This is a genomic window from Psychrobacter pocilloporae (assembly GCF_029872915.1).
GTDB classification, from domain to species: Bacteria; Pseudomonadota; Gammaproteobacteria; order Pseudomonadales; family Moraxellaceae; genus Psychrobacter; species Psychrobacter pacificensis.
Map to the genome: position 1 here is coordinate 2,763,705 of NZ_PGFT01000001.1, position 21,742 is coordinate 2,785,446.

Consider the following 21,742-nt stretch of genomic DNA (forward strand, 5'->3'; position numbering starts at 1 on the left):
AGTTCCACTATGTTTACTATTCCTGTATTAGATATCAAATCTGACCCATTAGATGCGTTATTGGCCGTGGTTGGCTATCGTCTGTCCATGCTCGCTGATAGCGACAACGAAGACGTCAAAGCACTCTTTGCCGATCGCAATGTCACGATTGAGTTTGCCAGCACCGAATCTGATATCGCGCGTTCTTTTCGCTTTGATAATGGACAATTTAGTCAACAAAGTGGTCATGCAAAAGCAGCAGATTTGACCATTACTTTCAAAGATTCTATGACGGGCGTCAAGCTATTGACCAAAGGTAGCTTGCCTGCATTTATGACTGCCGTGCAAGAAGGCAATCTAAGCATCGAGGGTGACTATAGCCTAATGATGTGGTTCAACAAACTTGCTAAGCACATCGTGCCAGCTGTTCCAGAAGAGTGTAAACCCTACCTCCAAAAAGCCAAGCCTTATGCGTATAAAGCACAGAAGTTTGCTGAGCACTGGGTGGGTTTTGCTAAGCATAAATTGGGCAAGTAAATAGCTGATCCTTTCCTATAAATGAGTAATGCATTGCATGATATTCACTGGTAAAATGGCTGAAATAGGATCAACTAGATAGTTGCTATTTATGTGCGCTATTGTGACAATTATACATGCTCTCTAGCAGTGTTCTGATTTTCTAAAAAGGTTGCGGTATACTATACGGCAACCTTTTTTATTACCTTATAAATGACAATAGACACATACATTGATATTACCTGATACCATTTAATTTTATAAAAGGATTTACCTTATGGCAGGACTGCTTAGCATCTCTGAACCAAACGCCGATAGCACAACTGACCTACTCAGCCAACCTGATACTCACAAAGCCGCTCGCACATACAGTCGTGACGACATCGCTCAGTTGTTTGATTTGCCTTTGATGGACTTGTTGTTAAAAGCCCAGACCATTCATAGAGAGCACTTTGTCGCTAACGAAATACAAATCAGTACGCTACTGTCTATTAAGACGGGTAACTGTCCTGAGGATTGTGGCTATTGCTCACAATCAGGTCATCATCGCGATACGACGAAACTGCAGGCAGAAAAACGCATAGAAGTGGATAAAGTCATCGCCGCGGCCAAACGCGCCAAGGCAACCGGTTCATCTCGCTTCTGTATGGGTGCTGCATGGAAACACCCAAGCGCCAAAGACATGCCTTATGTGGTCGAGCTTATCAAAGAAGTCAAAGCGTTAGGACTTGAGACTTGCATGACGTTAGGTATGCTCGATACCAATCAAGCGGCGCAACTCGCGGATGCAGGACTGGATTATTACAATCATAACCTAGATACCTCGCGCAGCTATTACGAGCAAGTCGTCAGCACGCGTAGCTATGATGAGCGCTTAGATACCATCGAAAACGTACGCAACTCTGGTATCAATGTTTGTAGTGGTAACATCGTTGGTATGGGTGAGAGCCGGGATGACCGTATTGATTGGGTGCATGAGCTCCTAAAAATGCCGAAAGCCCCTGAGTCGATTCCTGTTAACCTGCTAGTCCCGATTAAAGGCACACCGATTGGCGATAAAGTATTGGCAGAAGGCCAGTTATCAGTGCTAGAGTGGATTCGTACCATTGCCGTGGCACGTATTTGCTGCCCGACTAGTTATGTGCGTTTGTCTGCTGGCCGTGAAAGCTTATCAGATTCAGAGCAAGCCTTGGCATTTATGGCGGGTGCTAACTCCTTCTTTTATGGCGACAAGTTATTGACGACGGGTAATGCCAGTCAATCAGGCGACGACAGACTCATGCGTGAGCTTGGTCTCACCAAGCAGTTTGCCGCACCAAGAGCGCCCAAAGTGTTGCCTGTGATGGATGCGATGAGCGGTCATCAATCGCAGATGGTATTGGCCGATTAGTTTGGCTGTTTGCTGCTAACAACAATTTATGAAAACAAGCCTGATATTACACGGCTGATAATAAGAGATTAAGTAATGGCAGATTATTTTAACTGGATTAAAGCTGCACACATCATCTCGGTGGTCTGCTGGTTTGCGGCGATATTTTATTTGCCGCGTCTGTTTGTCTATCATGCGATGAGTGACGATAGCATCAGCCAAGAGCGCTTTACTATTATGGAGCGCAAGCTGTATCGCGGTATTATGACGCCATCGATGATAGCGACATGGATATTCGGTCTATGGATGTTAGGACTGGGCTGGGATGTTTATAAAACCCAAGGCTGGCTACACGTCAAACTACTGCTCGTCGTGTTGCTATCAGGCTATCATGGCGCTTGCGGCTTTTATCGCAAAAAACTGATTGATAACCCTCATTATAAATCCCATAAGTTTTGGCGCTGGTTTAATGAGGTACCTGTTTTTGCCTTGGTGATTATTGTCATTTTAGTGGTCGTTAAACCATTCTAAAATCCAGTCGAAATGCTTATAACTGATGACCTACCAATAAAAAGCGTCCGCCACTTCCATAAGTGACGGACGCTTTTTTATTCATTTTTTGGACTGTCTACCAAATATTATAGATCAAACACTAGGCCGCATGATTTGATAGACATTGCTCAAATCATAAACACGATAACGCGCCGGCTCACGGCGGTTTTCACCAGCATAGCTTAATATCAATGCTTGCTTAGCACGCTCATCGACCCAACCGACGAACAGTCCACTGTGCTCAATGCCATTGTAGCCATGATTGATATAGTAAAGCCAGTCACCTGTCTCAATGTCGCTACTATTGGCATAAGGGCCTTGCGCATACGTGCCTTTATGAATGGTATTACGTGAAACTCCCGCTCGATTAAACACCGCATTCAAATAATCCCAGCAGCCGCCTTTGATAATCGTCCGCTCATTCAGTGCCATTTTACGTGCCGTGCTGACCACTTCGCGGGCAGCCATACTGCTTTGCGTCTCCGCACTACTCAATAGCGGTAAATACTCGCTATCGACATTGTCATAACTCCCTGATAAAAATGCTGGCAACACCGTAGGTGCCTGACGCTGCATTTCAGGATAACGGTAAGTGGTACTTAACGCTGGCTGATTGCCATAACTGCTCATGCTATCATTGCTATATGATGGTGAGCGCGCGCGTTGAATAGTAGATTGTGTACTGACTTTGACGGAGGGAACTGCTGGATAAGAAGACATATAGCGCGCACTAGAGTCAGACTGGACGGACTTTTGAGCGATAAGGGCACTCATACTATCTGCATGGGCTTGTATGCTACAAGTAAATAATAATAAACTGCAAGACGCTGCGACTGACGACATAGGCAAACGCGACATGACTAACTCCTGATCAAAAAAGTATCAATGACAGTATGGATAATAGTGAAGATTGAATTTTGTAATCTTACTTATAAACCATTTAGACAGGCATCTGCAAGAACTATTCACCTTAGATTGGCGATAGACGGTATAAAAATCATGACGAATGGTCATAATAAAGAAGAGCGTTCAGAAGGGTCAAAGAAGACAAAGCGCGGTGGTGTTAGATAGGATAGAGACTGGAGTGACTTTTAATGAATCAAGCGACCGAGGCGTAAAAATACTAATCACTACTCATTTTAATATTTACGTGGCGTTTTGTCAGTGCTTGCCCTTCTAATATGGCTTTAGTCACTTTCGCCTCTTGGGCACTCTCAAAACCAGTAATATGATACTTGCGTGCCTCACTGCTATCGACAATCTGCAGCCCATCACCGATAAGCACAACTCTATCGTCGTCAGTCAAATGAATGTGTTCACGTTTGCCTAGATTGTCATGTACCAACTCATCCGCTCGCACCCATAATGTACCGCTACTAATCATGCCACTCATGGCTTTTTTATGCTGCTGACGTTTTTTGTTAAAAATAAAACTACCAACGATAAGCAGTGCCAGCGCACCGATAGCCAATCGCTCAGACAATAAGCTCATTGCCATAGCGACTGCCACCGCCCCTATCAGTAATGCAGACCCAAACCAAAACATACCGTTGTCAGCATTATTCGGCTGACCCTGTAAGGTGATTTTGGCGCCATCATCAGTCAGCTTGAGCATGCATTGTTACCTATTGCGAAATGTAAAAAGTGTTTTTTATGAAAAAACTGCCTATCAGAAACCAACAGGCAGTTATCAAAACTAAAAATAAAGACAGCAAATTTTATCTAAATACCAGACTACCAGCCAAGTGCAGTCTGCTGCATTTTAATCAATTCAGCAATGCCTGTTTCAGCCAATGACAGCATAGCGTCTGCTTGAGCGCGAGTGAACGGCTTTTCTTCAGCAGTACCTTGAAGCTCAATAAACTCACCTTTTTGAGTCATAACGACGTTCAGGTCGGTATCACAGCTAGAGTCTTCTTCGTAGTTCAGATCAAGATAAGCTTCACCACCTTTCATACCAACAGAAACCGCAGCAACCAATCCAATCAGCGGATCAGCTTTGAGTTTTTTGCTCTTTTGGATAGTTTCTAACGCATCGATCAGTGCAACTGCCGCACCAGTGATACTGGCCGTACGAGTACCGCCATCCGCTTGCAACACATCACAATCAAGATAGATGGTGTTTTCACCAAGCTTACTTAAATCAATCATGGCACGTAAGCTACGACCGATCAGACGCTGGATTTCCTGCGTACGGCCTGACTGCTTGCCGCGAGCCGCTTCGCGTTGATTGCGAGTATTGGTTGCGCGTGGCAGCATACCGTATTCGGCGGTTACCCAACCTTTACCTTTACCTTTGAGCCAGCGCGGTACACCAGATTCGACACTGGCCGTACATAGCACTTTGGTATCGCCAAAACTGACCAATACTGACCCTTCAGCATGCTTAGTATAGTGGCGCTCAAAGCTGATAGAACGAAGTTGGTCAAGTTCACGATTGTCAATACGCATAAAAATTCCTAGTACAATGTTATAAAAGCAGTGTCATAAAAGTACGCTATCAGTGGCTAATAAGCAGACCGACAGGTATCTGGTAGACTAAAATCTTAAGATATCCTAACGTGACAGCGGCGCAATGGCAAGATTCACGCCCGCCATTGCGCCGTCAGTTAGGCAATAATGGACGATAGAGGCTATTCTAAGCCTTCCATCTTACGCAATTCTTTACGTAGGATTTTGCCAACGTTCGACTTTGGTAATTCGTCAACGAACTGTATGTGACGCGGACGCTTGTAGCCAGTCAGTTGTTTTTTGCCGTACTCAAGCAGCTCTTTTTCAGTAACATCGCCTTTTTTGACCACAAATAGTTTTGGCTCTTCACCGCGCTCATCATTAGGAACGCCAATGGCACCGCACTCTACCACAGCTGGATGCTCACTCATGGCTTCTTCGATTTCATTTGGATATACATTAAAACCAGATACCAAGATCATGTCTTTTTTGCGATCAACAATTTTGATAAAGCCTTTTTCGTCCATGATGCCAATGTCACCGGTTTTTAGGTAACCACTAGCGGTAAAGGACTCGGTTGTTTCTTTTGGACGGTTTTGATAACCAATCATCACTTGTGGACCTTTGACGCATATCTCACCGCGATCACCCAGCGCGACGACGTTTTCTTCTTCATCGATGAGCACGACATCGGTGCTAGGTGCAGGAATACCAATCTTGCCAGTAAACTCTGCGATGGTCATTGGGTTAAAAGCAACGACTGGTGACGTCTCAGATAATCCATAGCCTTCAACGATAGGTAGACCTGTGATTTTATGCCACTCTTTGGCAACGCTCGGCAATACGGACATACCACCGCCGATAGAGGCTTTTAGATTAGAGAAATCTAGGTCTGCAAAGCTGTCTTTGTGCACTAAGCCATTAAATAGCGTATTCACAGCTGGGATAAAAGAAGGTTTGTATTTACCCATCTCTTTGATAAGCCCATCGAGATCGCGCGGGTTAGGAATAAGCAAGCCTGTATAACCCTGGTACATGCTACATATACCGCATACCATAAATGAGAACACATGATACAACGGCAGTGCTGTCAAGATGATATCTCTGCTGTCTATATCATCTTCGAACGCACTATTCATCAGTGCACTAACCTGTAGCATATTGGCGACTAAGTTGCCATGAGATAGCATTGCCCCTTTCGCCACGCCTGTCGTCCCGCCTGTATATTGTAGTAATGCCACATCACTCAAGTTCAACTCAGGACGCTCATAATGACTGGCAGAGACTGCGCCCAATGCCTCCTTAAAGCTCACGCTATTTGGGATTCGATAAGGAGGAATCATTTTTTTGATATGACGAGCGACGAGGTTGACCACGACCCCTTTGACCGTACCCAGCATATCCCCAATCTTACAGACGACAACATGCTCAATCTGCCCTTTATCTTCGGCATCTTGATAGGTTTTCGCAAAATTCTCAACGATGAATAAGGCTTTGGCACCACTGTCATGGAGCTGATGGGACAATTCGCGACTGGTATATAAAGGGTTTACATTGACGAGTATCATACCGGCGCGAATGACACCTAACGCGATGATCGGATACTGTAAGAGGTTGGGCATCATAACCCCAATCTTATCGCCTTTAACCAACCCTAGCGATTGCAAATAACTGGCAATCTGGCGGCTATATAGGTCCAATTGCTTAAAACTAATCGAAGCGCCCATGCAAATATAGGCCGTTTTTTGGCCATAACGGTTAAAATTACGCTCAAACACATCAAGTAAAGAGGTACTGTCCTCTGGCATCTCAATCGTAGCATCAATGCTATAACGCTCATAAGCGCTCAACCATGGACTGTCACTGGCGATAGTCGGCATAGTAGGGAATGCATTGTCTTGATAAATATACTCAGATGCATTGCCTTTATCACTAGTGCCAGCGTTATTATCTGTTGTCTCTTTATTGATATTGTCCGTCATAATTTTCCTTAAATATTACTGTTAAAAACATAGAATACTTTATATAAAAATTCTGTTTTTTTTGATGGTGTAATGTTTGATGCAGCATGGTGAAATCGTATTAAATAAGCTCACAGGTCAGCGTAGCTATATCATTTTTATAATAATCGCTTTGCAAGTCATATTGAGTAAAATCATCACTCTATTATAAATAAAAGCAAAAACCTCTTGGCTGGCACTATAGCAGTTTTACTAAAAATTCTCTATCTATACTCCTTATGCCCCACTATTCACAACAAGCACAAAGACAAAAAATGATAAGGCAGCACGAGACAACCTTATCATTTTGGTTATAACAATAACTAAATCTGGTTACTCAGCATATTACAAGTACCAATCATAGAGGTACTTATAAATAGCCAGTGATAAAACCCCATCTAAAGATAAGCCTTCGTAGATTAACCGTGGTTTTTCTCTTCGAGTGCTCGTAAGTCTTTACGTAAGATTTTACCGACGTTCGATTTTGGTAGCTCGTCAATAAACTCAACATGGCGAGGACGTTTGTAGCCAGTTAAGTTTTCTTTACCGTAAGCGATGACTTCATCAGCAGTCAGACTGGCGTCACTACGTACCACGTAAATCTTCGGTACTTCACCGCTCTTCTCATCATCGATACCGATCACACCACATTCCAAAATCTTTGGATGTGTCGACATGGCGTCTTCTACTTCGTTTGGATAAACGTTAAAGCCAGATACCAAGATCATGTCTTTTTTGCGATCGACAATCTTAAAGTAACCGTCTTCATCCATGATACCGATATCGCCTGTGCGGAAATAACCGTCAGACGTCATAACCTCAGCGGTCGCATCTTCACGCTTCCAGTAGCCTTTCATCACCTGCGGACCACGAATACTAATCTCACCACGCTCACCCAAGGCCACTTCATTGCCTTCTTCATCCAAGATAGCCATATCAGTGGCAGGCATTGGCAAGCCGATGTTTCCTGAGAACTCACCCGTACCATGTGGGTTCGCTGACGCAACTGGCGAGGTCTCTGACAGACCATAACCCTGAACGATGATATTGCCCGTTACCTGCTCCCATTTGGTCGCCGTGTCTTTGAGTACTGCCATACCGCCGCCCATAGACATCTCAAGCTTGCTATGATCTAGCGATTGGAATTCTTCGTTATTGGCAAGCGCGGTAAACAAAGTATTTACTGCTGGGAAAAACGCTGGTGGATAGTCTTTATATGCTTTGATCAAACTTGGTAGATCACGTGGGTTTGGTACTAGCAGCCCGATGCAACCACGGTATAGACCAAACATACCGCAGACCGTAAACGAGAAAATATGATATAGCGGCAGAGCCGTCATAATCACTGGCTGCTCATTACTCTTCTCAAACTTATCAAAAGCATCGCCTAAGTAGGTATCGCTTTGGATCAAGTTAGCCACCAAGTTACCATGCGTTAGCATAGCGCCTTTGGCCACCCCTGTCGTACCGCCCGTGTACTGAAGTACAGCGACATCATCGAGGCTGATATTGTTAGGACGTTTATAGCTTTTAGCAGAAAAAAGGTTCATTGCTTTTTTGAACTTGACGCTGCCTTTGATATGATAAGCAGGCACCATTTTTTTGACGTGACGTACCACGGCATTGACAATAAAGCCCTTGAGCGGACTCATCATATCACCCATTGAGGCAACTACGACATGATCGACTAAGTCTTGGCCGATATCTTCATAAGTTTTGGCAAAGTTCTCAAGCAAAATCAAAACTTTGGTATCTGAATCTGTTAACTGATGTGACAGCTCTTTGCTGGTATAAAGTGGGTTGACGTTGACCAATGTCATACCAGCACGTAGCACCCCTAGCACCGCAACTGGTAGCTGCAAAATATTAGGCATCATTACTGCCACTTTATCGCCTTTTTGTAGTCCTAATGACTGAAGGTAAGCGGCAACTTGTTTACTATAGAGATCCAACTCTTCGTAAGACAGCTTAACATCCATACAGACAAACGCCGTTTTGCCTGCATGATTGATAAAGTTTTGCTCAATGATATCAATCAATGAGGTGTTGGCTGGCGGCATATCAATATCATACTGAATGCCAAGTTTTTCGTATGTTTTGAGCCATACTTTGTCGTTGCGACGAATCAGGTTACCTTGATCTTCCATAATCTTTTCTCTCCTAGTAATAATACATTACCGTCAGCTCATGCAAATCACAGTGTGATAAACAGACGAAAAATCAGAGCGCAGTCTCAACATCATGATGACAAGCGAGGCTGCGATATAGTCGTAAGGTGATGAGCAAACAATGTAGTGGTAAATAGCCCTTTGTTCATTAACATACACACTTTATATAGACTACTCAATACAAAAGATTGTTATACGAGTTCTCAAACTGGCTTGACGGCTGATATTTTCATTAATATCAATTATTTATACCAACAAAAACTGGTCATGTCACTGAATTTTACCCACAGTATCTCTTTTATTTTAGTCACAATATTTACATAATAAAATTGCCTTCGCCTGTGCTCTCGAGGGCATCAGCTGGCCCAGTGAGCGTTATAAACTTATAGCAAACTTCCTCTTTGTCACTGCCTGATCGAGATATGCTAATTCTTGTCACTAATTCGGCACTGTCACTCTGAGATATTTATTAAAAACAAATGTTAGTTTTACTATACTTAACTTTATCTATAAAAGCCACGTACGGGGACATGGTAAGTAAAGTCTATAAAAGCCAGTATAAGCACGTCATGAGCTGTCGTATATTCTGATACATGTCTTTTTAATTGGATCAATATCCTTTACGATAGCACTATCTTATTTTTACGTGAATATCGCGCCCAACCTAAATGAGCATACGGTGCAGTTCACACCTATACTATGCCTAATTATACAAACCATACTAATTAAAAACTCATAAGCGAAGTCTATTTTATGTCTGATGTTATTGATCCTACTGTTGCCCCAATCATTCCTAATGAGCCGATGGATACTCGCTCAGTGGCAGAGTTCACTGAGCAGGCCTACCTCAATTATGCCATGTACGTCATCATGGATCGGGCGCTACCAAATATCGCTGACGGCCTAAAACCTGTTCAGCGCCGTATTGTCTACGCCATGAGCGAGCTTGGGCTAAAATCCTCTGCCAAGGCAAAAAAATCTGCGCGTACGGTCGGTGATGTGCTCGGTAAATACCATCCACATGGTGATAGCGCGTGTTATGAAGCCATGGTATTAATGGCACAGCCGTTCAGCTATCGCTATCCGCTTATCACGGGTCAAGGTAACTGGGGTAGCCCTGATGATCCTAAGTCCTTTGCGGCCATGCGTTATACCGAAGCCAAAATGTCTGCTTATGCCAACACCCTACTTGCAGAGTTGGGACAAGGCACGGTCGATTGGCAAGATAACTTTGACGGCACGATACAAGAGCCAACCACACTACCCGCCCGCCTGCCCAATATTTTATTAAACGGCACCACAGGAATCGCGGTTGGCATGGCAACTGACATTCCGCCGCATAACCTTAACGAAGTGGTACGTGCTGCTATTCGTCTACTAAAAAATCCTGAGCTGTCTGTTAAGCAGCTTACCCAGTCAATACCAGCACCAGATTTGCCAACGCCAGCTGAAATCATCACGAGCAAAAAAGACTTGCAGACGATGTATGAAACAGGGCGTGGAAGTTACAAAATGCGCGCGACTTTTCATATCGATCCCAAAGAGAAGAATTTAGTCATTATTGACGCGCTGCCCTACCAAGTCTCAGGCAACAAAATCCAAGAGCAAATCGCCAAGCTCATGACGGATAAAAAACTGCCTTGGATTACCGATATTCATGATGAATCAGATCATGAGAACGCTTGTCGTATCGTATTAGAGTTGCGCTCAACGCGCGTCGATGTCGATCGCGTTATGAGCCATCTGTTTGCTAGCACCGATCTTGAGAGCAACTACCGCGTCAATATGAACATGATTGGCCTCAATGGTAAGCCGCAGGTCAAAAATCTAAAAGAAACCTTAGAAGAATGGCTCATTTGTCGCCGCTCAGTGGTCACGCGCCGTCTGCAATATCGCCTCGACAAAATCGATAAGCGCTTGCACGTCCTTGCAGGTTTGCTAATTGCGTATCTCAATATCGATGAAGTGATACGCATCATTCGTGAAGAAGACGATCCAAAAGCAACATTGATGCAGGACTATGACCTGACTGACATTCAGGCCAATGCTATCTTGGATATTCGTTTGCGTCAGTTGGCAAAGTTAGAGGAAATTGAGTTACGCCGCGAGCAAGATGAACTCGCTGCCGAACGCGCCAGCATTCAGGATTACTTGGACAATCCAGATAGTCTGACCAATCTGATGATTGAAGAGCTCACCGCCGATATGAAAGAACACGGCAATGAGCGTGTGTCGCCATTAGCAGAACGCGAAGAAGCACAAGCATTAAAAGAGTCAGACCTCGTACCGAGCGAGCCGGTCACCGCTATCCTATCGAAAGCGGGCTGGATTCGCGCGGCCAAAGGCCATGATGTTGATGCCGCTGGTATGAGTTATCGCTCAGGGGACAGTTATCAAGCGCACGTGCGCGGCAAGTCCAATGAGAAAATTTACGTCCTCGATAGTACAGGACGCAGCTATAGTATTGATACGCACAACCTTGCCTCCGCGCGTGGTCAAGGCGATCCGCTGACCAGTGTGTTAAAACCGCCAGCAGGTGCCAGCTTTGAGCAGCTATTGACTGGTGCTGACGATCAACGCATCATTCTTGCCAGCTCGCAAGGTTATGGCTTTATCAACACCCTTGGTAATTTAGACAGCAATCAAAAGGCAGGCAAGAATGTCATTAACCTCGCTGCCGATAGTCGCCTGCTGTCTGTCGCTCGTATCGATGCGCCAGTAAAAATGGCGGATAACACTGACGACGAGACCACCAAGTTAGAGATAACGCCTGACCATGTCGCAGTGGTAACCAATGCCGGATATCTACTAATATTTGCCCTCAATGATTTGCCCGAACAGGCTCGCGGTAAAGGAAACAAACTGATTAAGCTGAAAGATGATGAAGAAGTGCTGGCTATTACGCCACTCAGTTTACAAAACAGCCTCGTCATTACTGCTGGCAAACGCCACGTGACGCTAAAGCCAAATGACTTGGCTAACTATACGGGCACTCGCGGTAATCGCGGCGGACAGTTACCACGAGGCTTTCAGAATGTAACGAGTGTTGAGGTTGGGTAGTTGTGGTCTCTCAAGTTTGATCAAGCTAGATTAAAACCCAGCTATCACGCATCAAAAAGCCGCCCATACACAATGTATGGGCAGCTTTTTTGTACTAATAAAGGTTTGTATTACCAAGAACAAAAATTTGTACTACAGCAGAAAAATGTCTGGCCATATTTGAATATTAAAACTAAGAGCCACCGAAACTAGAAACGATCAAAAGTAGAGTGAAAAAACACAGTTGTAGCGAACAGATACGCTCCATTTACATATCGTTAAGCAGTTCATCTGTGAACAGCGCATCCATAAAACTTGTGATTCGATCTTTCGGCATTAGGTAGGGATTAAAGTCAGTACCTGCCGAAAAATGTCTGAGGGTATGCACTTCATATTCAGGAGTTGGTGTTAAGTATCTGATCAAAAATCCATCCCATTTACGTGTCTCTACCTCTTTAATATCTACAACATGGATAAAAAGATGTGGACGTTCCGTGATAATCCTCGTTATCAGCTCGTTGACATCAAGTCTTGAACCTTCAATATTTTGAATAATATAGTTGTCGTTGATGGCCAGTGCTGAGGTTATACCGCTTTTCTCGTTGTTTCGTCTTGCTATCTCAAAAGTACGGGCCATTTTCACGCCATTATCTTTTTCGCGGTTTTTGCCAATATACGTTAGACTGGTGAGAATGTGAGCACCGTTTTTATTTCTCTCGTCTGAAATCATTCCCTTCTCTCTTCTAAATTAGAATTCAATAAATCTACGCATAAGGTATCTAATTAAAAATCCATTTAACTTAAGATACTATTTAAGAATTACCCTAATCAATAGCCCCTTATTTTTTTGTTATATAGTTACTAATTAATAACCTTAAGTTATTAATTCTCGAAGACCCATCTTGTATTTTTATTCCAATTCCACTCAAAAAAAATCTAAAAACAGCATCTATAATATCTTTCTCTGAGAGTTCTGTAGCGAGAACAACTCATCAACTCTTTCTTCACAAACCTTTTCAGTCATTATGTCGTTATAATTTTTTTTGATCTGCAAAAATCTCATGTAAAAAGTTCTCAATCTGACTACTTCTCATAAGGTAAGGATTATAGTCAGCACCTGTCGAGAAGTTTCTCAAAGCATACAATTCATCTTCATTACTTGACGTTAAATGTTTGATTAAAAAACCATCCCATTGGCGTGATTCTATTTCTTCTATGTTGATAATGTTAGGAAAAATAGTTGGATGCTCGTCTAATATCTTGTGCAAGGCAGTACTGATAGCAGGTCTTGTTCCCTGAAAGCTTTGGACAAAATAGCCTTCACTGATAACTAAAGCTGAAACGATGCCGTTTTCTTCGAAATACCTTCTCCAATACTCAAGTGCACGAGTCAACTCGATGCCTGAGTCTAGATCGACATTTCTGGCGATATATGTCATGTTGATAAGAATGTGCTCGCCATTTCTTTTTCTGTTCTCTGAAGCATGGCTTGTCGTTGTATGCATAAGAAACCCTATTTGCAAAATACTTATCTAAATTAAGATACACTTTATTATAAAATATAATCAATGAAATTATTACGTTTTGACCGAATTTTTACCATCTATTATTATTTTTTAAATTGTGAAATGACCTTTTTAATGAGATAGGACACCAGTATTTACTGCCGCGAATTTTACTACAAATGTTGGTGAAAACTGTGTGATTGTATTATTCTAATAGCTCAAAAGCCTAATCTATATCTGACTATAATTACTATTTTTTAATCCAAAAATAGCAATTACTAAGCTCTCCTTGATCGAAAATCTCGAGTTTTCAATGTTTTGAATAAAATAATGATCCTTAATGACAAGCGCTGAAGTGATATTGCTTTTTTCGTTATTTTTTCGTGCCGTCTCAAAGGTACGAGTCAGCTTTATGCCATTATCTTTCTCACGATTTTTACCGATATATGTGAGGCTAACCAGAATATCTGCCCCGTCTTTATCTCCCTCCTCCAAAACTTCAGTACCAGATTCTGAGATGTAATCAATAACTTTATGCATAAAAGATTCCAATGATCAAAAGCCACTTTAAATTAAGATATCCTTTACTCTAAAGTACAATCAACAACATTTTGTATTTTTTAGTAGGTTTTTACCCGTTATTACTATTTTCTAGAGAGGCAACGTTGCAGTTTCAATAAGATAGCGTACTCATACTCCTATCGCTACATCGTAGTACTATAGTCAATCAATACTAAAAGTGGTACAAGGCAGACGAGTGCAAGTACTACAGTAGTAGGCTAAACGAGTCTAACGCTGTAACACTTTAATAGTGGTTCGACTATACAGATTTTGATACATTCAGTGCGGTAGTCTTGTCTGATAAAAAATGAAGCTGAACTATTTTTCGCTATAACACTAATTTAACCCCAAAATAGGAATCACCAAATCTTCTTCATCAGTGAGGTGTTGCGACAGTAACTCACTTGCATCCATTAAGCGCTGATGCAATTGCTCAACCAGCGCTTTATCTTCAGTATTGCTTGATGCTAGCCTGCTATTTAGCACTTGCAGCTCATTAAGTAGTGTATCTAAATGCACATGATCACGATCTAATATCTCAAACCCTGCTTTTAGTTGAGGGTACATGCGCATGAACTGTGGAAAGTAGCCTGTATCTTCAATATTATGGTGCTGATGTAATTTAAAAATATATTGATTAATCCGTGGTGAGATTTGTGAGCGGTATTCTAACCATTCAATATCACCAGCATGATAGGCATCACTGATTTGGATAAGAACGTGTTGGCGTTTACGTATGTCAGCGTGAATACTTAGCCAAAACGATGTCTTATAAACATAGTCGTTACTGAACCATTGATCTGGTGGCAGTTTGTCATACAAAAACAGCCATTCTGATTGTAATCGGCTCTCAGGGTGACGTGGCATAGACGCATCGAGCGTGTTATCTGCTATGGCATCATGATTTGATTTTGGGGTAGAAGCAGTCATAATCTTGTCCCTATAAATTATTTTGCTTATTCAATTTTCTCTATAAGTGCTTGAGTCGTTATCAATAAACCCTCTTTAAAGAACTTAGCTCAGAAAACGACATAGTAATTTATTAGATAAAATTCATTAGATGAACTAAAAAATATTTAATTTAAGTGTAGTCTATATATAGTCTAAACATAGAATGTCAACGGTATCTTCGGTAATACGTTAGCAATTTTATGAATCATCAAAGTGAATAGCGTAAGACCCATGCGTTACACAACCTAGTCAAAACCATCCTCATTTTTGGCTAATGAGCCTGTAGGATAAGACGAATAATAAAGTCGCTCAGGCATTAGTAATCAGCTACTATTACCTTTAGTAGCAGCGCTTAAAATGTAGAGGATCATCATGTTTATCGAAGATAAAATTGCTCAAGAAAGTATGAATACCAAAGTTTCTACACCTAAAATCATCTTTTTCGATATCGATGATACCTTGAGTCGCAGCGGCGTCATTGCCGAACATAATAAAGCAACCCTTGAGCAACTGGCAGACACTGATATCAAGCTGGTGATTTCAACTGGGCGCTCCAAGGCCATATTGCCTGAGGATATCTTAGCATTGCTTGATGCAGATATATTGGATGCCATTATTTGTATGAATGGACAGTATAGCTTTGATAAAAAGGGCCGAATCAGCCACTATCCATTGTCAGATGAGCAAACAGATAAAATCGTGCGTCTTTGCCAGCAGAGCGACTTGATTCATAAGTTTGACTCTGCTACTCATATCGCATGGTCAGATGAAAACGACCGTTTGCGTGAATTCAACGCTGTCACACCCAACTCTATTCTTGACCCTGAGTATTACAAGTCAAATATCGTCTATCAATGCTCAGTATTTTTTAATAATCAATTCGATAAAATGCAGGACATCGATTTTGCGCAGTATGATTTAAAGCTGGTACATTGGCATCAAATCGGTGCAGATATTTTGCCAGTAGATGCTTCAAAAGCGCGCGGCATCAAAGATGTCTGCGAATACTATGCGGTCGATGTCAGCGAGTGTATGGCGTTTGGCGATGGTATGAATGATTTAGAAATGTTTGATTTGGTGGGGTTTGCGGTTGCGATGGGGGATGCTCAGCCCGCTCTGATAGAACGAGCTGATTTTGTCACTGGTACGATTGAAGAGTATGGTATCCAAGCCGTGCTTGAGCAGTTCTACACTGCCGCGTCCACCAAATAAAAACCTTGCTTGAGCCTATATCAAGTACCCGTTAGCTTTTTGCTAAGGCATCGTCAAACCACCATCAACCGCGATGGACTGACCGGTGATAGCCACGCTCAAATCAGACGCCATGAGTAGTACAGAGTTAGCAAAGTCGGCAACTGAGGTGGCTTGACGCAGCGGCGTGGTGGTAGCGATATAGTCAAAGACTTCCTCAGTCGTGAGGCTGCTAGCATCGGTAGTCTTTAACAGGCCGCCTGCTAATAGGTTTACGCGAATGCCGTGCGGACCAAGCTCGCTAGCTAGATTGCGCGTGAGCCCCAGCAGCGCCGATTTGGCGGTCGTATAGTCATAATAAGTCACGACAGGATTGTAGACAAGGTTGGTTGAGATATTAATGATTTTACCCATCTGCTGCGCTTTCATCTGTGGCAATACCGCTTGTACAGTGTTGACCGCGCCTTTGACGATACCGTCGATTTGCTGAGAAAAATGCGCCCACTGCACGGTCTCGATGCTAGTATTGTCAGCACTAGGGTCAAATTGATAGTGTGGCAATGCATTATTGACCACAATATCGATACGACCATGACGGCTAATAACTTCAGCCGCCATGGCCTTTACCTGCTCAAGCTTGGTGACATCCGCCTGATATACGAACGCCTGCCCGCCTGCTGCCATGATATCAGCCACTACCGTCTCAGCCGCCTCTTTACTGTTGAGGTAATTGACACAAACGATTGCGCCAGCTGTTGCCATTTGCTGAGCAATTTGTGCACCAAGTCCACGACTGGCGCCAGTGACGATGGCGACTTTGTCCGTAAGTAATGCTGGTATAGCGACAGGTCTGTTAGTAGAGGTACTTTGAGTCATCACGCGGTATCCTTTATTATTGTGGTATGGTTCATTGAGAGCCAAGTGCTTTTTGCGATTTTGCGCTTGAGCCTACGTTTATAGTAGCATGGTTATATCACCTCATTGCCCAGCACCTTGTGAGCAGTTTTTTAGAAATTCGACTGATTATCATCTGTGTTCAAATCAGCTGTTATGACAAATTTGATTTGTCTCATGAGCGCTATGTATGCGCATTACGACATATTGTCTTAGTAATAGCCCTTTAAATTGTGCAAAGTGATAACCATAATAGTGTTATTAGCGACATTAGGCATTAATTGCCTTATCATTTTTATCCGCATCTTTGATTTGAATTGTCTTTATTTAGGAGAGGTATTTTGACCCATTTATCATCGTTCCATTCAAGCAGCCCGGCACGCTTTGGACGTATGCTGCCAAAAGCATTACTAGCAGCCACTGTTGGCTTGGCATTATCCAGCTGTAGCAATTCTGACAATGCGGCAGATGCTAGCGCTGCTGCGAGCAATGAGACGCTTAATCTGTATAACTGGTCAGAGTACATGCCACAAGAGATTTTGGATGGTTTTGAGGAAGAAACTGGTATCACGGTCAATTACACAACGTTTGATTCCAACGAAGCCATGTACGCCAAACTCAAATTGCTTGATGATTCTAGCCAGTATGATTTGGCCATTCCATCGACTTATTATGTCGAAAAAATGGCCAAAGAAGGGTTACTGCAAGAGTTAGATAAGTCTAAATTAAGTAACTTTAAAAACCTCGATACGTCATTTACCAACACCAAAGTCGATCCTGACAATAAATACTCTATACCGTACATGTGGGGTAGCACCGGTCTTGCGATCAATGGCGATAGTGTCGATCCTGCAACTGTGAATAGCTGGAACGACCTATGGGATCCTAAGTACAAAGGTCAGGTGATGCTTACCAACGATGTGCGTGAAGTGTTCGGTATGGCGTTACTGACGCTAGGCTACTCGGGCAACAGTAGCAATCCTGATGAAATCAAAGCGGCTTACGACAAGCTTACAACGTTAATGCCAAACGTCAAAACGTTTAACTCTGATGCGACACGTATGCCGTACATCGAAGGTGAGACGTCTCTTGGCATGACGTGGAATGGCGAAGCAGTCATGGCGAATGACGAAGGTCTAACGAGCCTGGCTTATAAATACCCAACTGAAGGCGCTATCTTGTGGATGGACAACTTTGTCATTCCAAAAAATGCCAAACAGGTTGATGCAGCACATAAATTTATTGATTACTTATTGCGTCCTGAAAACGCCAAAATCGTGAGTGAAGAAATTGGTTATGCCTCACCAAACCAGGCAGCACGAGAGCTGATGGATGAAAGCGTTCGCAACAATCCAACGATTTACCCATCTAAAGACGTGTTAGCCAAAGCGGAATTCCAAGAAGATGTGGGCGATGAAGCACTACAAGTGTATCAACAATACTGGGATAAGCTAAAAACGGGGCGCTAATAGCCATGGTTTAATACCTTTAAAATAAAGTAAATCTTTAAGAAAAAACGCTGATCCTAAATGGTCAGCGTTTTTTGTGCGTTATAAATGCAAATCTGTCTCGCCGCCCTGCTCTTTCATCCGGCGCTGCTCACGGCGCTGATAACCCAGCCCAGATGCAGCAAACCAGTGTGGCTTAGAGGTTTGTAACAGATCACTCAATTGCTGCAACTGGGTTTGCAACGTCTGTGTTAACCAAAAATACCCCTGCCACTCAAATGCTAAGTGCTGCACACTTGGATATTCTGACACAGCAATACGAGTAATCGGGCGAAACACTTCATCGCTTGGACTTCGGAGTACCGCCGCCATATGCTGCATGGCTTGCGTCAATTCGTGCTGATAATGCATCAGTAACACATGGTTTTCTTCATCAATTTCGATATTCGCCAAACGCGGAGCAGCGCTTAATAATAAATCAATCGTTCCGATAATATTACGATGGGTACGCTGAATGGTCTCTAGCGTCTCTTTTTCGATTCCTGACTCACTTGCTGTCGCAGCGATATGTGGACGCACAGCTAGCAGGCGCTTATTGATCTGTTGTAATGTGGTGACCAACGCTCTATCAACAGGTACTTCTCCAGCTGAAAAAGCCACTGGATTTGATTTATGGGTCGTGTTGCCCGCCGCTCCGTCCGCTGCATCAATATGATTACCCACGCCAGCATAGAGACTGCTACAAGCGTCAAGATTACTACTCAATAAAAACCGCCACATCAACGTTGATTTGAGCGGTAAAATCAGCGTCACTGCTACCGAAACACCTGTACCCAGTAAGATATTTAGCGCGCGGTAGATGCCATCTTGACCGATGCTGTTGTGACCCAAGTCAGAGACAATCATCAACATAGTGATACCCGTTAGCAGCCCTGTATATCCGAGCTTTCTGACGGCTAAATAGCCAATGATGCCGCTTAATATACCGATAAGTGCATAATCGATCCATAGCCATGCACCTGCATTTTGAATGAACCACAGCACCCCAAGGGCCGTACCTATGCCTAATAGAGTACCCAAGACACGCTCTTTGGCTTTGGTATAGATAGCGCCTTGATACTGCAATAATCCCAAGATAATAAAAACCGTAATGGTGGTCCACTCACCATGCGGCAGGTTGGTAAGTTTATTGGCCAGTAGCGCCAGTATGACAGCCGTTCCTAAGCGAATGGCGTGCAAGACGTCGGCATGTTGATAGCGAACATAAGGCTCAGTAAATGGAGCAGTAATAAGCTGGTAAAGGGTTGATTTCACGCAAGGCTACTCTTTTTAGTGAATAAACGAGTTTTAGTGGATAAATGAGGTAAACGATAAAGCATATAGGGTACGCAAAAACATGCTAGCAGTCGAGCCTCGATTTACCAAGCATCACTCAAAAAAAACGCCTTTTGTCTGATAAAAGACAAAAGACGTTTACATCACAAACCACTAATAAATCGTGGAATCTAAATCGAGGTAATTATACTTCTAAAAAGTCTAGTATACCTTCTGCTGCTTCGCGGCCTTCCCAAATAGCCGTCACGACCAAATCAGAGCCACGTACCATATCACCACCTGCAAAAATTTTGGGATTCTGCGTTTGGAATTTAAAGGTTTGTTTTTCTGCAGCCAACACTCGACCAGAGCTGTCCATTGCCACTTGCTGCGACTCGAACCAATCAGCAGGACTTGGTCTAAAGCCAAACGCCATAATCACGGCATCACATGGGATAATCTCTTCAGAATTAGGAATCGGCTCAGGACGCTGACGTCCGCGGTTATCTGGCGCACCCAAGTGCGTCGTGACTACTTTCACCCCATTGACCTTGCCGTTTAAGCCAATGATTTCAGTAGGCTGGCGGTTGAATAAAAACTCAACCCCTTCCTCACGAGCATTGACTACTTCGCGGCGTGAGCCAGGCATATTTTCTTCATCACGGCGATAAGCACAGACGACTTTTTCAGCACCTTGACGAATACTGGTACGGTTACAATCCATCGCTGTGTCACCACCTCCTAGTACGACAACTCTTTTGCCTTTAAGGTCGATGTACTCTTCGGCATCTTTTTCCCAGTCATTACAACGGTTGACGTTGGCAATCAGGTAATCTAGCGCATCGTAGACGCCTGTCAACTCTTCACCAGCGAAGCCGCCACGCATATAGGTGTATGTACCCATGCCCATAAAGACCGCGTCATACTCAGCCAATAGCTCATCAATGGTGACGTCTGTACCGATCTCTGTCTCTAAGCGAAATTCCATACCCATGTCTTCAAAGATGACACGGCGGTTACGCATGACGTCTTTTTCCATTTTGAACTCAGGAATACCAAAAGTTAATAAGCCACCAATTTCAGGACGTTTGTCAAAGACGACAGGCTTGACACCATTTCTGACCAAGATATCTGCGCAACCAAGACCTGCTGGTCCTGCGCCAATGATAGCAACTTTTTTGTCTGTCCAAACAACTTCAGACATATCTGGGCGCCAGCCAAGTGCAAACGCGGTATCGTTGATATATTTCTCAACATTACCAATGGTCACTGCCCCAAAGCCATCGTTCAATGTACAAGCGCCTTCACACAAACGGTCTTGCGGGCAAACTCGTCCGCATACTTCAGGCAAGGTATTGGTGCGATGGCATAATTCAGCCGCTTGGAATATCTGTCCTTCTGTCGCCAACTTTAGCCAGTTAGGAATATAGTTGTGTACTGGGCATTTCCACTCGCAGTACGGGTTACCACACTCAAGACAACGATGCGCTTGCTGAGCAACAGCTTCGTTTTCAAAAGGTTTATAAATCTCAACAAACTCTGTTGAGCGCGTTGCAATGTCTTTTTTGGTTGGATCAAATCTCGGTACATCTAAAAACTGGAAGTTATTTTCTAAGCGTTTTGCCATGGTGCTATCTCTTTTATATAAGGCTCTTTTGCAGTGGGTGGCGACAGTCATGCGATGTGTTGTTTGTCTAAAATCTAAGACATATATCACTGCTGTCACGTACCTGCTGAAAACCTGTGAGTTAAAACGTCTCTAAAAACGGAACGCTGGCTACCCTAATTAAAGTCATTGTCGATT

18 protein-coding genes are annotated in these 21,742 nt (G+C 43.2%); 6 read left to right on the forward strand and 12 right to left on the reverse strand.

Going from position 1 to position 21,742, the window contains the following annotated elements; genetic code table 11:
• Positions 1-9: 9 nt before the first annotated feature.
• The 3 genes from CUR83_RS11840 (at position 10) to hemJ (ending at position 2,395) form a co-directional block, all read left to right on the forward strand.
• The gene (locus CUR83_RS11840) at positions 10-516 is read left to right on the forward strand and encodes an SCP2 sterol-binding domain-containing protein (RefSeq protein ID WP_071002949.1); all 507 of its coding nucleotides are present in this window, start codon (positions 10-12) and stop codon (positions 514-516) included.
• Between the two features lie 256 nt (positions 517-772).
• On the forward strand, positions 773-1,885 hold the full coding sequence (gene bioB / locus CUR83_RS11845; RefSeq protein ID WP_071002948.1) for a biotin synthase BioB: 1,113 nt from the start codon (positions 773-775) through the stop codon (positions 1,883-1,885).
• A gap of 75 nt (positions 1,886-1,960) precedes the next feature.
• Positions 1,961-2,395 (forward strand): protoporphyrinogen oxidase HemJ, encoded by a 435-nt coding sequence (gene hemJ, locus CUR83_RS11850; protein ID WP_071002947.1) that lies wholly within the window; start codon positions 1,961-1,963, stop codon positions 2,393-2,395.
• Positions 2,396-2,509: 114 nt separating this feature from the next.
• On the opposite strand, the gene CUR83_RS11855 is transcribed toward hemJ, so the two are convergent.
• The 5 genes from CUR83_RS11855 to CUR83_RS11875 all read right to left on the reverse strand — a co-directional run bounded on the left by CUR83_RS11855 (position 2,510) and on the right by CUR83_RS11875 (position 9,014).
• Entirely contained in the window at positions 2,510-3,274 is a 765-nt protein-coding gene (locus CUR83_RS11855) for a hypothetical protein (protein WP_071002946.1), read from the reverse strand.
• Positions 3,275-3,539: 265 nt separating this feature from the next.
• Positions 3,540-4,031, reverse strand: coding sequence for a hypothetical protein (locus tag CUR83_RS11860; RefSeq protein WP_284719718.1), 492 nt, complete (start codon positions 4,029-4,031; stop codon positions 3,540-3,542).
• 119 nt (positions 4,032-4,150) lie between these two features.
• A complete protein-coding gene (gene rph / locus CUR83_RS11865; RefSeq protein ID WP_284719719.1) occupies positions 4,151-4,867 on the reverse strand; it encodes a ribonuclease PH in 717 nt (238 codons plus the stop codon).
• Between the two features lie 182 nt (positions 4,868-5,049).
• Positions 5,050-6,849, reverse strand: a complete 1,800-nt coding sequence (locus tag CUR83_RS11870; RefSeq protein WP_284719720.1) for an AMP-binding protein — start codon at positions 6,847-6,849, stop codon at positions 5,050-5,052.
• Between the two features lie 437 nt (positions 6,850-7,286).
• The gene (locus CUR83_RS11875; RefSeq protein ID WP_284719721.1) at positions 7,287-9,014 is read right to left on the reverse strand and encodes an AMP-binding protein; all 1,728 of its coding nucleotides are present in this window, start codon (positions 9,012-9,014) and stop codon (positions 7,287-7,289) included.
• 774 nt (positions 9,015-9,788) lie between these two features.
• On the opposite strand from CUR83_RS11875, the gene parC reads away from it, so the two are divergent.
• Positions 9,789-12,095 carry a DNA topoisomerase IV subunit A gene (gene parC / locus CUR83_RS11880; protein WP_284719722.1) on the forward strand — a complete coding sequence of 769 codons (2,307 nt, stop codon included), beginning with the start codon at positions 9,789-9,791 and terminating at the stop codon, positions 12,093-12,095.
• A gap of 247 nt (positions 12,096-12,342) precedes the next feature.
• On the opposite strand, the gene CUR83_RS11885 is transcribed toward parC, so the two are convergent.
• From CUR83_RS11885 to CUR83_RS11900, 4 genes are all read right to left on the reverse strand, one after another.
• On the reverse strand, positions 12,343-12,804 hold the full coding sequence (locus CUR83_RS11885) for a BLUF domain-containing protein (protein ID WP_212564154.1): 462 nt from the start codon (positions 12,802-12,804) through the stop codon (positions 12,343-12,345).
• 301 nt (positions 12,805-13,105) lie between these two features.
• Positions 13,106-13,579, reverse strand: a complete 474-nt coding sequence (locus CUR83_RS11890) for a BLUF domain-containing protein (RefSeq protein WP_186473591.1) — start codon at positions 13,577-13,579, stop codon at positions 13,106-13,108.
• A 231-nt stretch (positions 13,580-13,810) separates the two neighbouring features.
• On the reverse strand, positions 13,811-14,119 hold the full coding sequence (locus CUR83_RS11895; RefSeq protein ID WP_284719723.1) for a BLUF domain-containing protein: 309 nt from the start codon (positions 14,117-14,119) through the stop codon (positions 13,811-13,813).
• Between the two features lie 357 nt (positions 14,120-14,476).
• The gene (locus CUR83_RS11900; RefSeq protein WP_083328929.1) at positions 14,477-15,070 is read right to left on the reverse strand and encodes a hemerythrin domain-containing protein; all 594 of its coding nucleotides are present in this window, start codon (positions 15,068-15,070) and stop codon (positions 14,477-14,479) included.
• Between the two features lie 393 nt (positions 15,071-15,463).
• Here CUR83_RS11900 and CUR83_RS11905 point away from each other — a divergent pair, with 393 nt between their 5' ends.
• Positions 15,464-16,303: a Cof-type HAD-IIB family hydrolase gene (locus tag CUR83_RS11905; RefSeq protein WP_083328928.1), complete on the forward strand. Its 840-nt coding sequence runs from the start codon at positions 15,464-15,466 to the stop codon at positions 16,301-16,303.
• 42 nt (positions 16,304-16,345) lie between these two features.
• Here the strand turns inward: CUR83_RS11905 and CUR83_RS11910 are convergent, their stop codons facing one another.
• Positions 16,346-17,158 (reverse strand): 3-oxoacyl-ACP reductase, encoded by an 813-nt coding sequence (locus CUR83_RS11910; protein WP_071002938.1) that lies wholly within the window; start codon positions 17,156-17,158, stop codon positions 16,346-16,348.
• A 359-nt stretch (positions 17,159-17,517) separates the two neighbouring features.
• Between CUR83_RS11910 and CUR83_RS11915 the strand changes: the two genes are divergently transcribed.
• The gene (locus CUR83_RS11915; RefSeq protein ID WP_071002937.1) at positions 17,518-18,645 is read left to right on the forward strand and encodes an ABC transporter substrate-binding protein; all 1,128 of its coding nucleotides are present in this window, start codon (positions 17,518-17,520) and stop codon (positions 18,643-18,645) included.
• An 81-nt stretch (positions 18,646-18,726) separates the two neighbouring features.
• Here CUR83_RS11915 and CUR83_RS11920 read toward each other — a convergent pair whose 3' ends face one another.
• A complete protein-coding gene (locus CUR83_RS11920; protein ID WP_284719724.1) occupies positions 18,727-19,938 on the reverse strand; it encodes an FUSC family protein in 1,212 nt (403 codons plus the stop codon).
• 205 nt (positions 19,939-20,143) lie between these two features.
• Positions 20,144-21,565, reverse strand: a complete 1,422-nt coding sequence (locus CUR83_RS11925) for a glutamate synthase subunit beta (protein ID WP_058024467.1) — start codon at positions 21,563-21,565, stop codon at positions 20,144-20,146.
• Positions 21,566-21,742: the final 177 nt, after the last annotated feature.

What these genes read in the sequence shown, in the direction of transcription:
- CUR83_RS11840 (WP_071002949.1), top strand. Translation starts at nt 10, where the DNA reads ATGTTTACTATTCCTGTATTAGATATCAAATCTGACCCATTAGATGCG.
- bioB (WP_071002948.1), top strand. Translation starts at nt 773, where the DNA reads ATGGCAGGACTGCTTAGCATCTCTGAACCAAACGCCGATAGCACAACT.
- hemJ (WP_071002947.1), top strand. Translation starts at nt 1,961, where the DNA reads ATGGCAGATTATTTTAACTGGATTAAAGCTGCACACATCATCTCGGTG.
- CUR83_RS11855 (WP_071002946.1), bottom strand. Translation starts at nt 3,274, where the DNA reads ATGTCGCGTTTGCCTATGTCGTCAGTCGCAGCGTCTTGCAGTTTATTA.
- CUR83_RS11860 (WP_284719718.1), bottom strand. Translation starts at nt 4,031, where the DNA reads ATGCTCAAGCTGACTGATGATGGCGCCAAAATCACCTTACAGGGTCAG.
- rph (WP_284719719.1), bottom strand. Translation starts at nt 4,867, where the DNA reads ATGCGTATTGACAATCGTGAACTTGACCAACTTCGTTCTATCAGCTTT.
- CUR83_RS11870 (WP_284719720.1), bottom strand. Translation starts at nt 6,849, where the DNA reads ATGACGGACAATATCAATAAAGAGACAACAGATAATAACGCTGGCACT.
- CUR83_RS11875 (WP_284719721.1), bottom strand. Translation starts at nt 9,014, where the DNA reads ATGGAAGATCAAGGTAACCTGATTCGTCGCAACGACAAAGTATGGCTC.
- parC (WP_284719722.1), top strand. Translation starts at nt 9,789, where the DNA reads ATGTCTGATGTTATTGATCCTACTGTTGCCCCAATCATTCCTAATGAG.
- CUR83_RS11885 (WP_212564154.1), bottom strand. Translation starts at nt 12,804, where the DNA reads ATGATTTCAGACGAGAGAAATAAAAACGGTGCTCACATTCTCACCAGT.
- CUR83_RS11890 (WP_186473591.1), bottom strand. Translation starts at nt 13,579, where the DNA reads ATGCATACAACGACAAGCCATGCTTCAGAGAACAGAAAAAGAAATGGC.
- CUR83_RS11895 (WP_284719723.1), bottom strand. Translation starts at nt 14,119, where the DNA reads ATGCATAAAGTTATTGATTACATCTCAGAATCTGGTACTGAAGTTTTG.
- CUR83_RS11900 (WP_083328929.1), bottom strand. Translation starts at nt 15,070, where the DNA reads ATGACTGCTTCTACCCCAAAATCAAATCATGATGCCATAGCAGATAAC.
- CUR83_RS11905 (WP_083328928.1), top strand. Translation starts at nt 15,464, where the DNA reads ATGTTTATCGAAGATAAAATTGCTCAAGAAAGTATGAATACCAAAGTT.
- CUR83_RS11910 (WP_071002938.1), bottom strand. Translation starts at nt 17,158, where the DNA reads ATGACTCAAAGTACCTCTACTAACAGACCTGTCGCTATACCAGCATTA.
- CUR83_RS11925 (WP_058024467.1), bottom strand. Translation starts at nt 21,565, where the DNA reads ATGGCAAAACGCTTAGAAAATAACTTCCAGTTTTTAGATGTACCGAGA.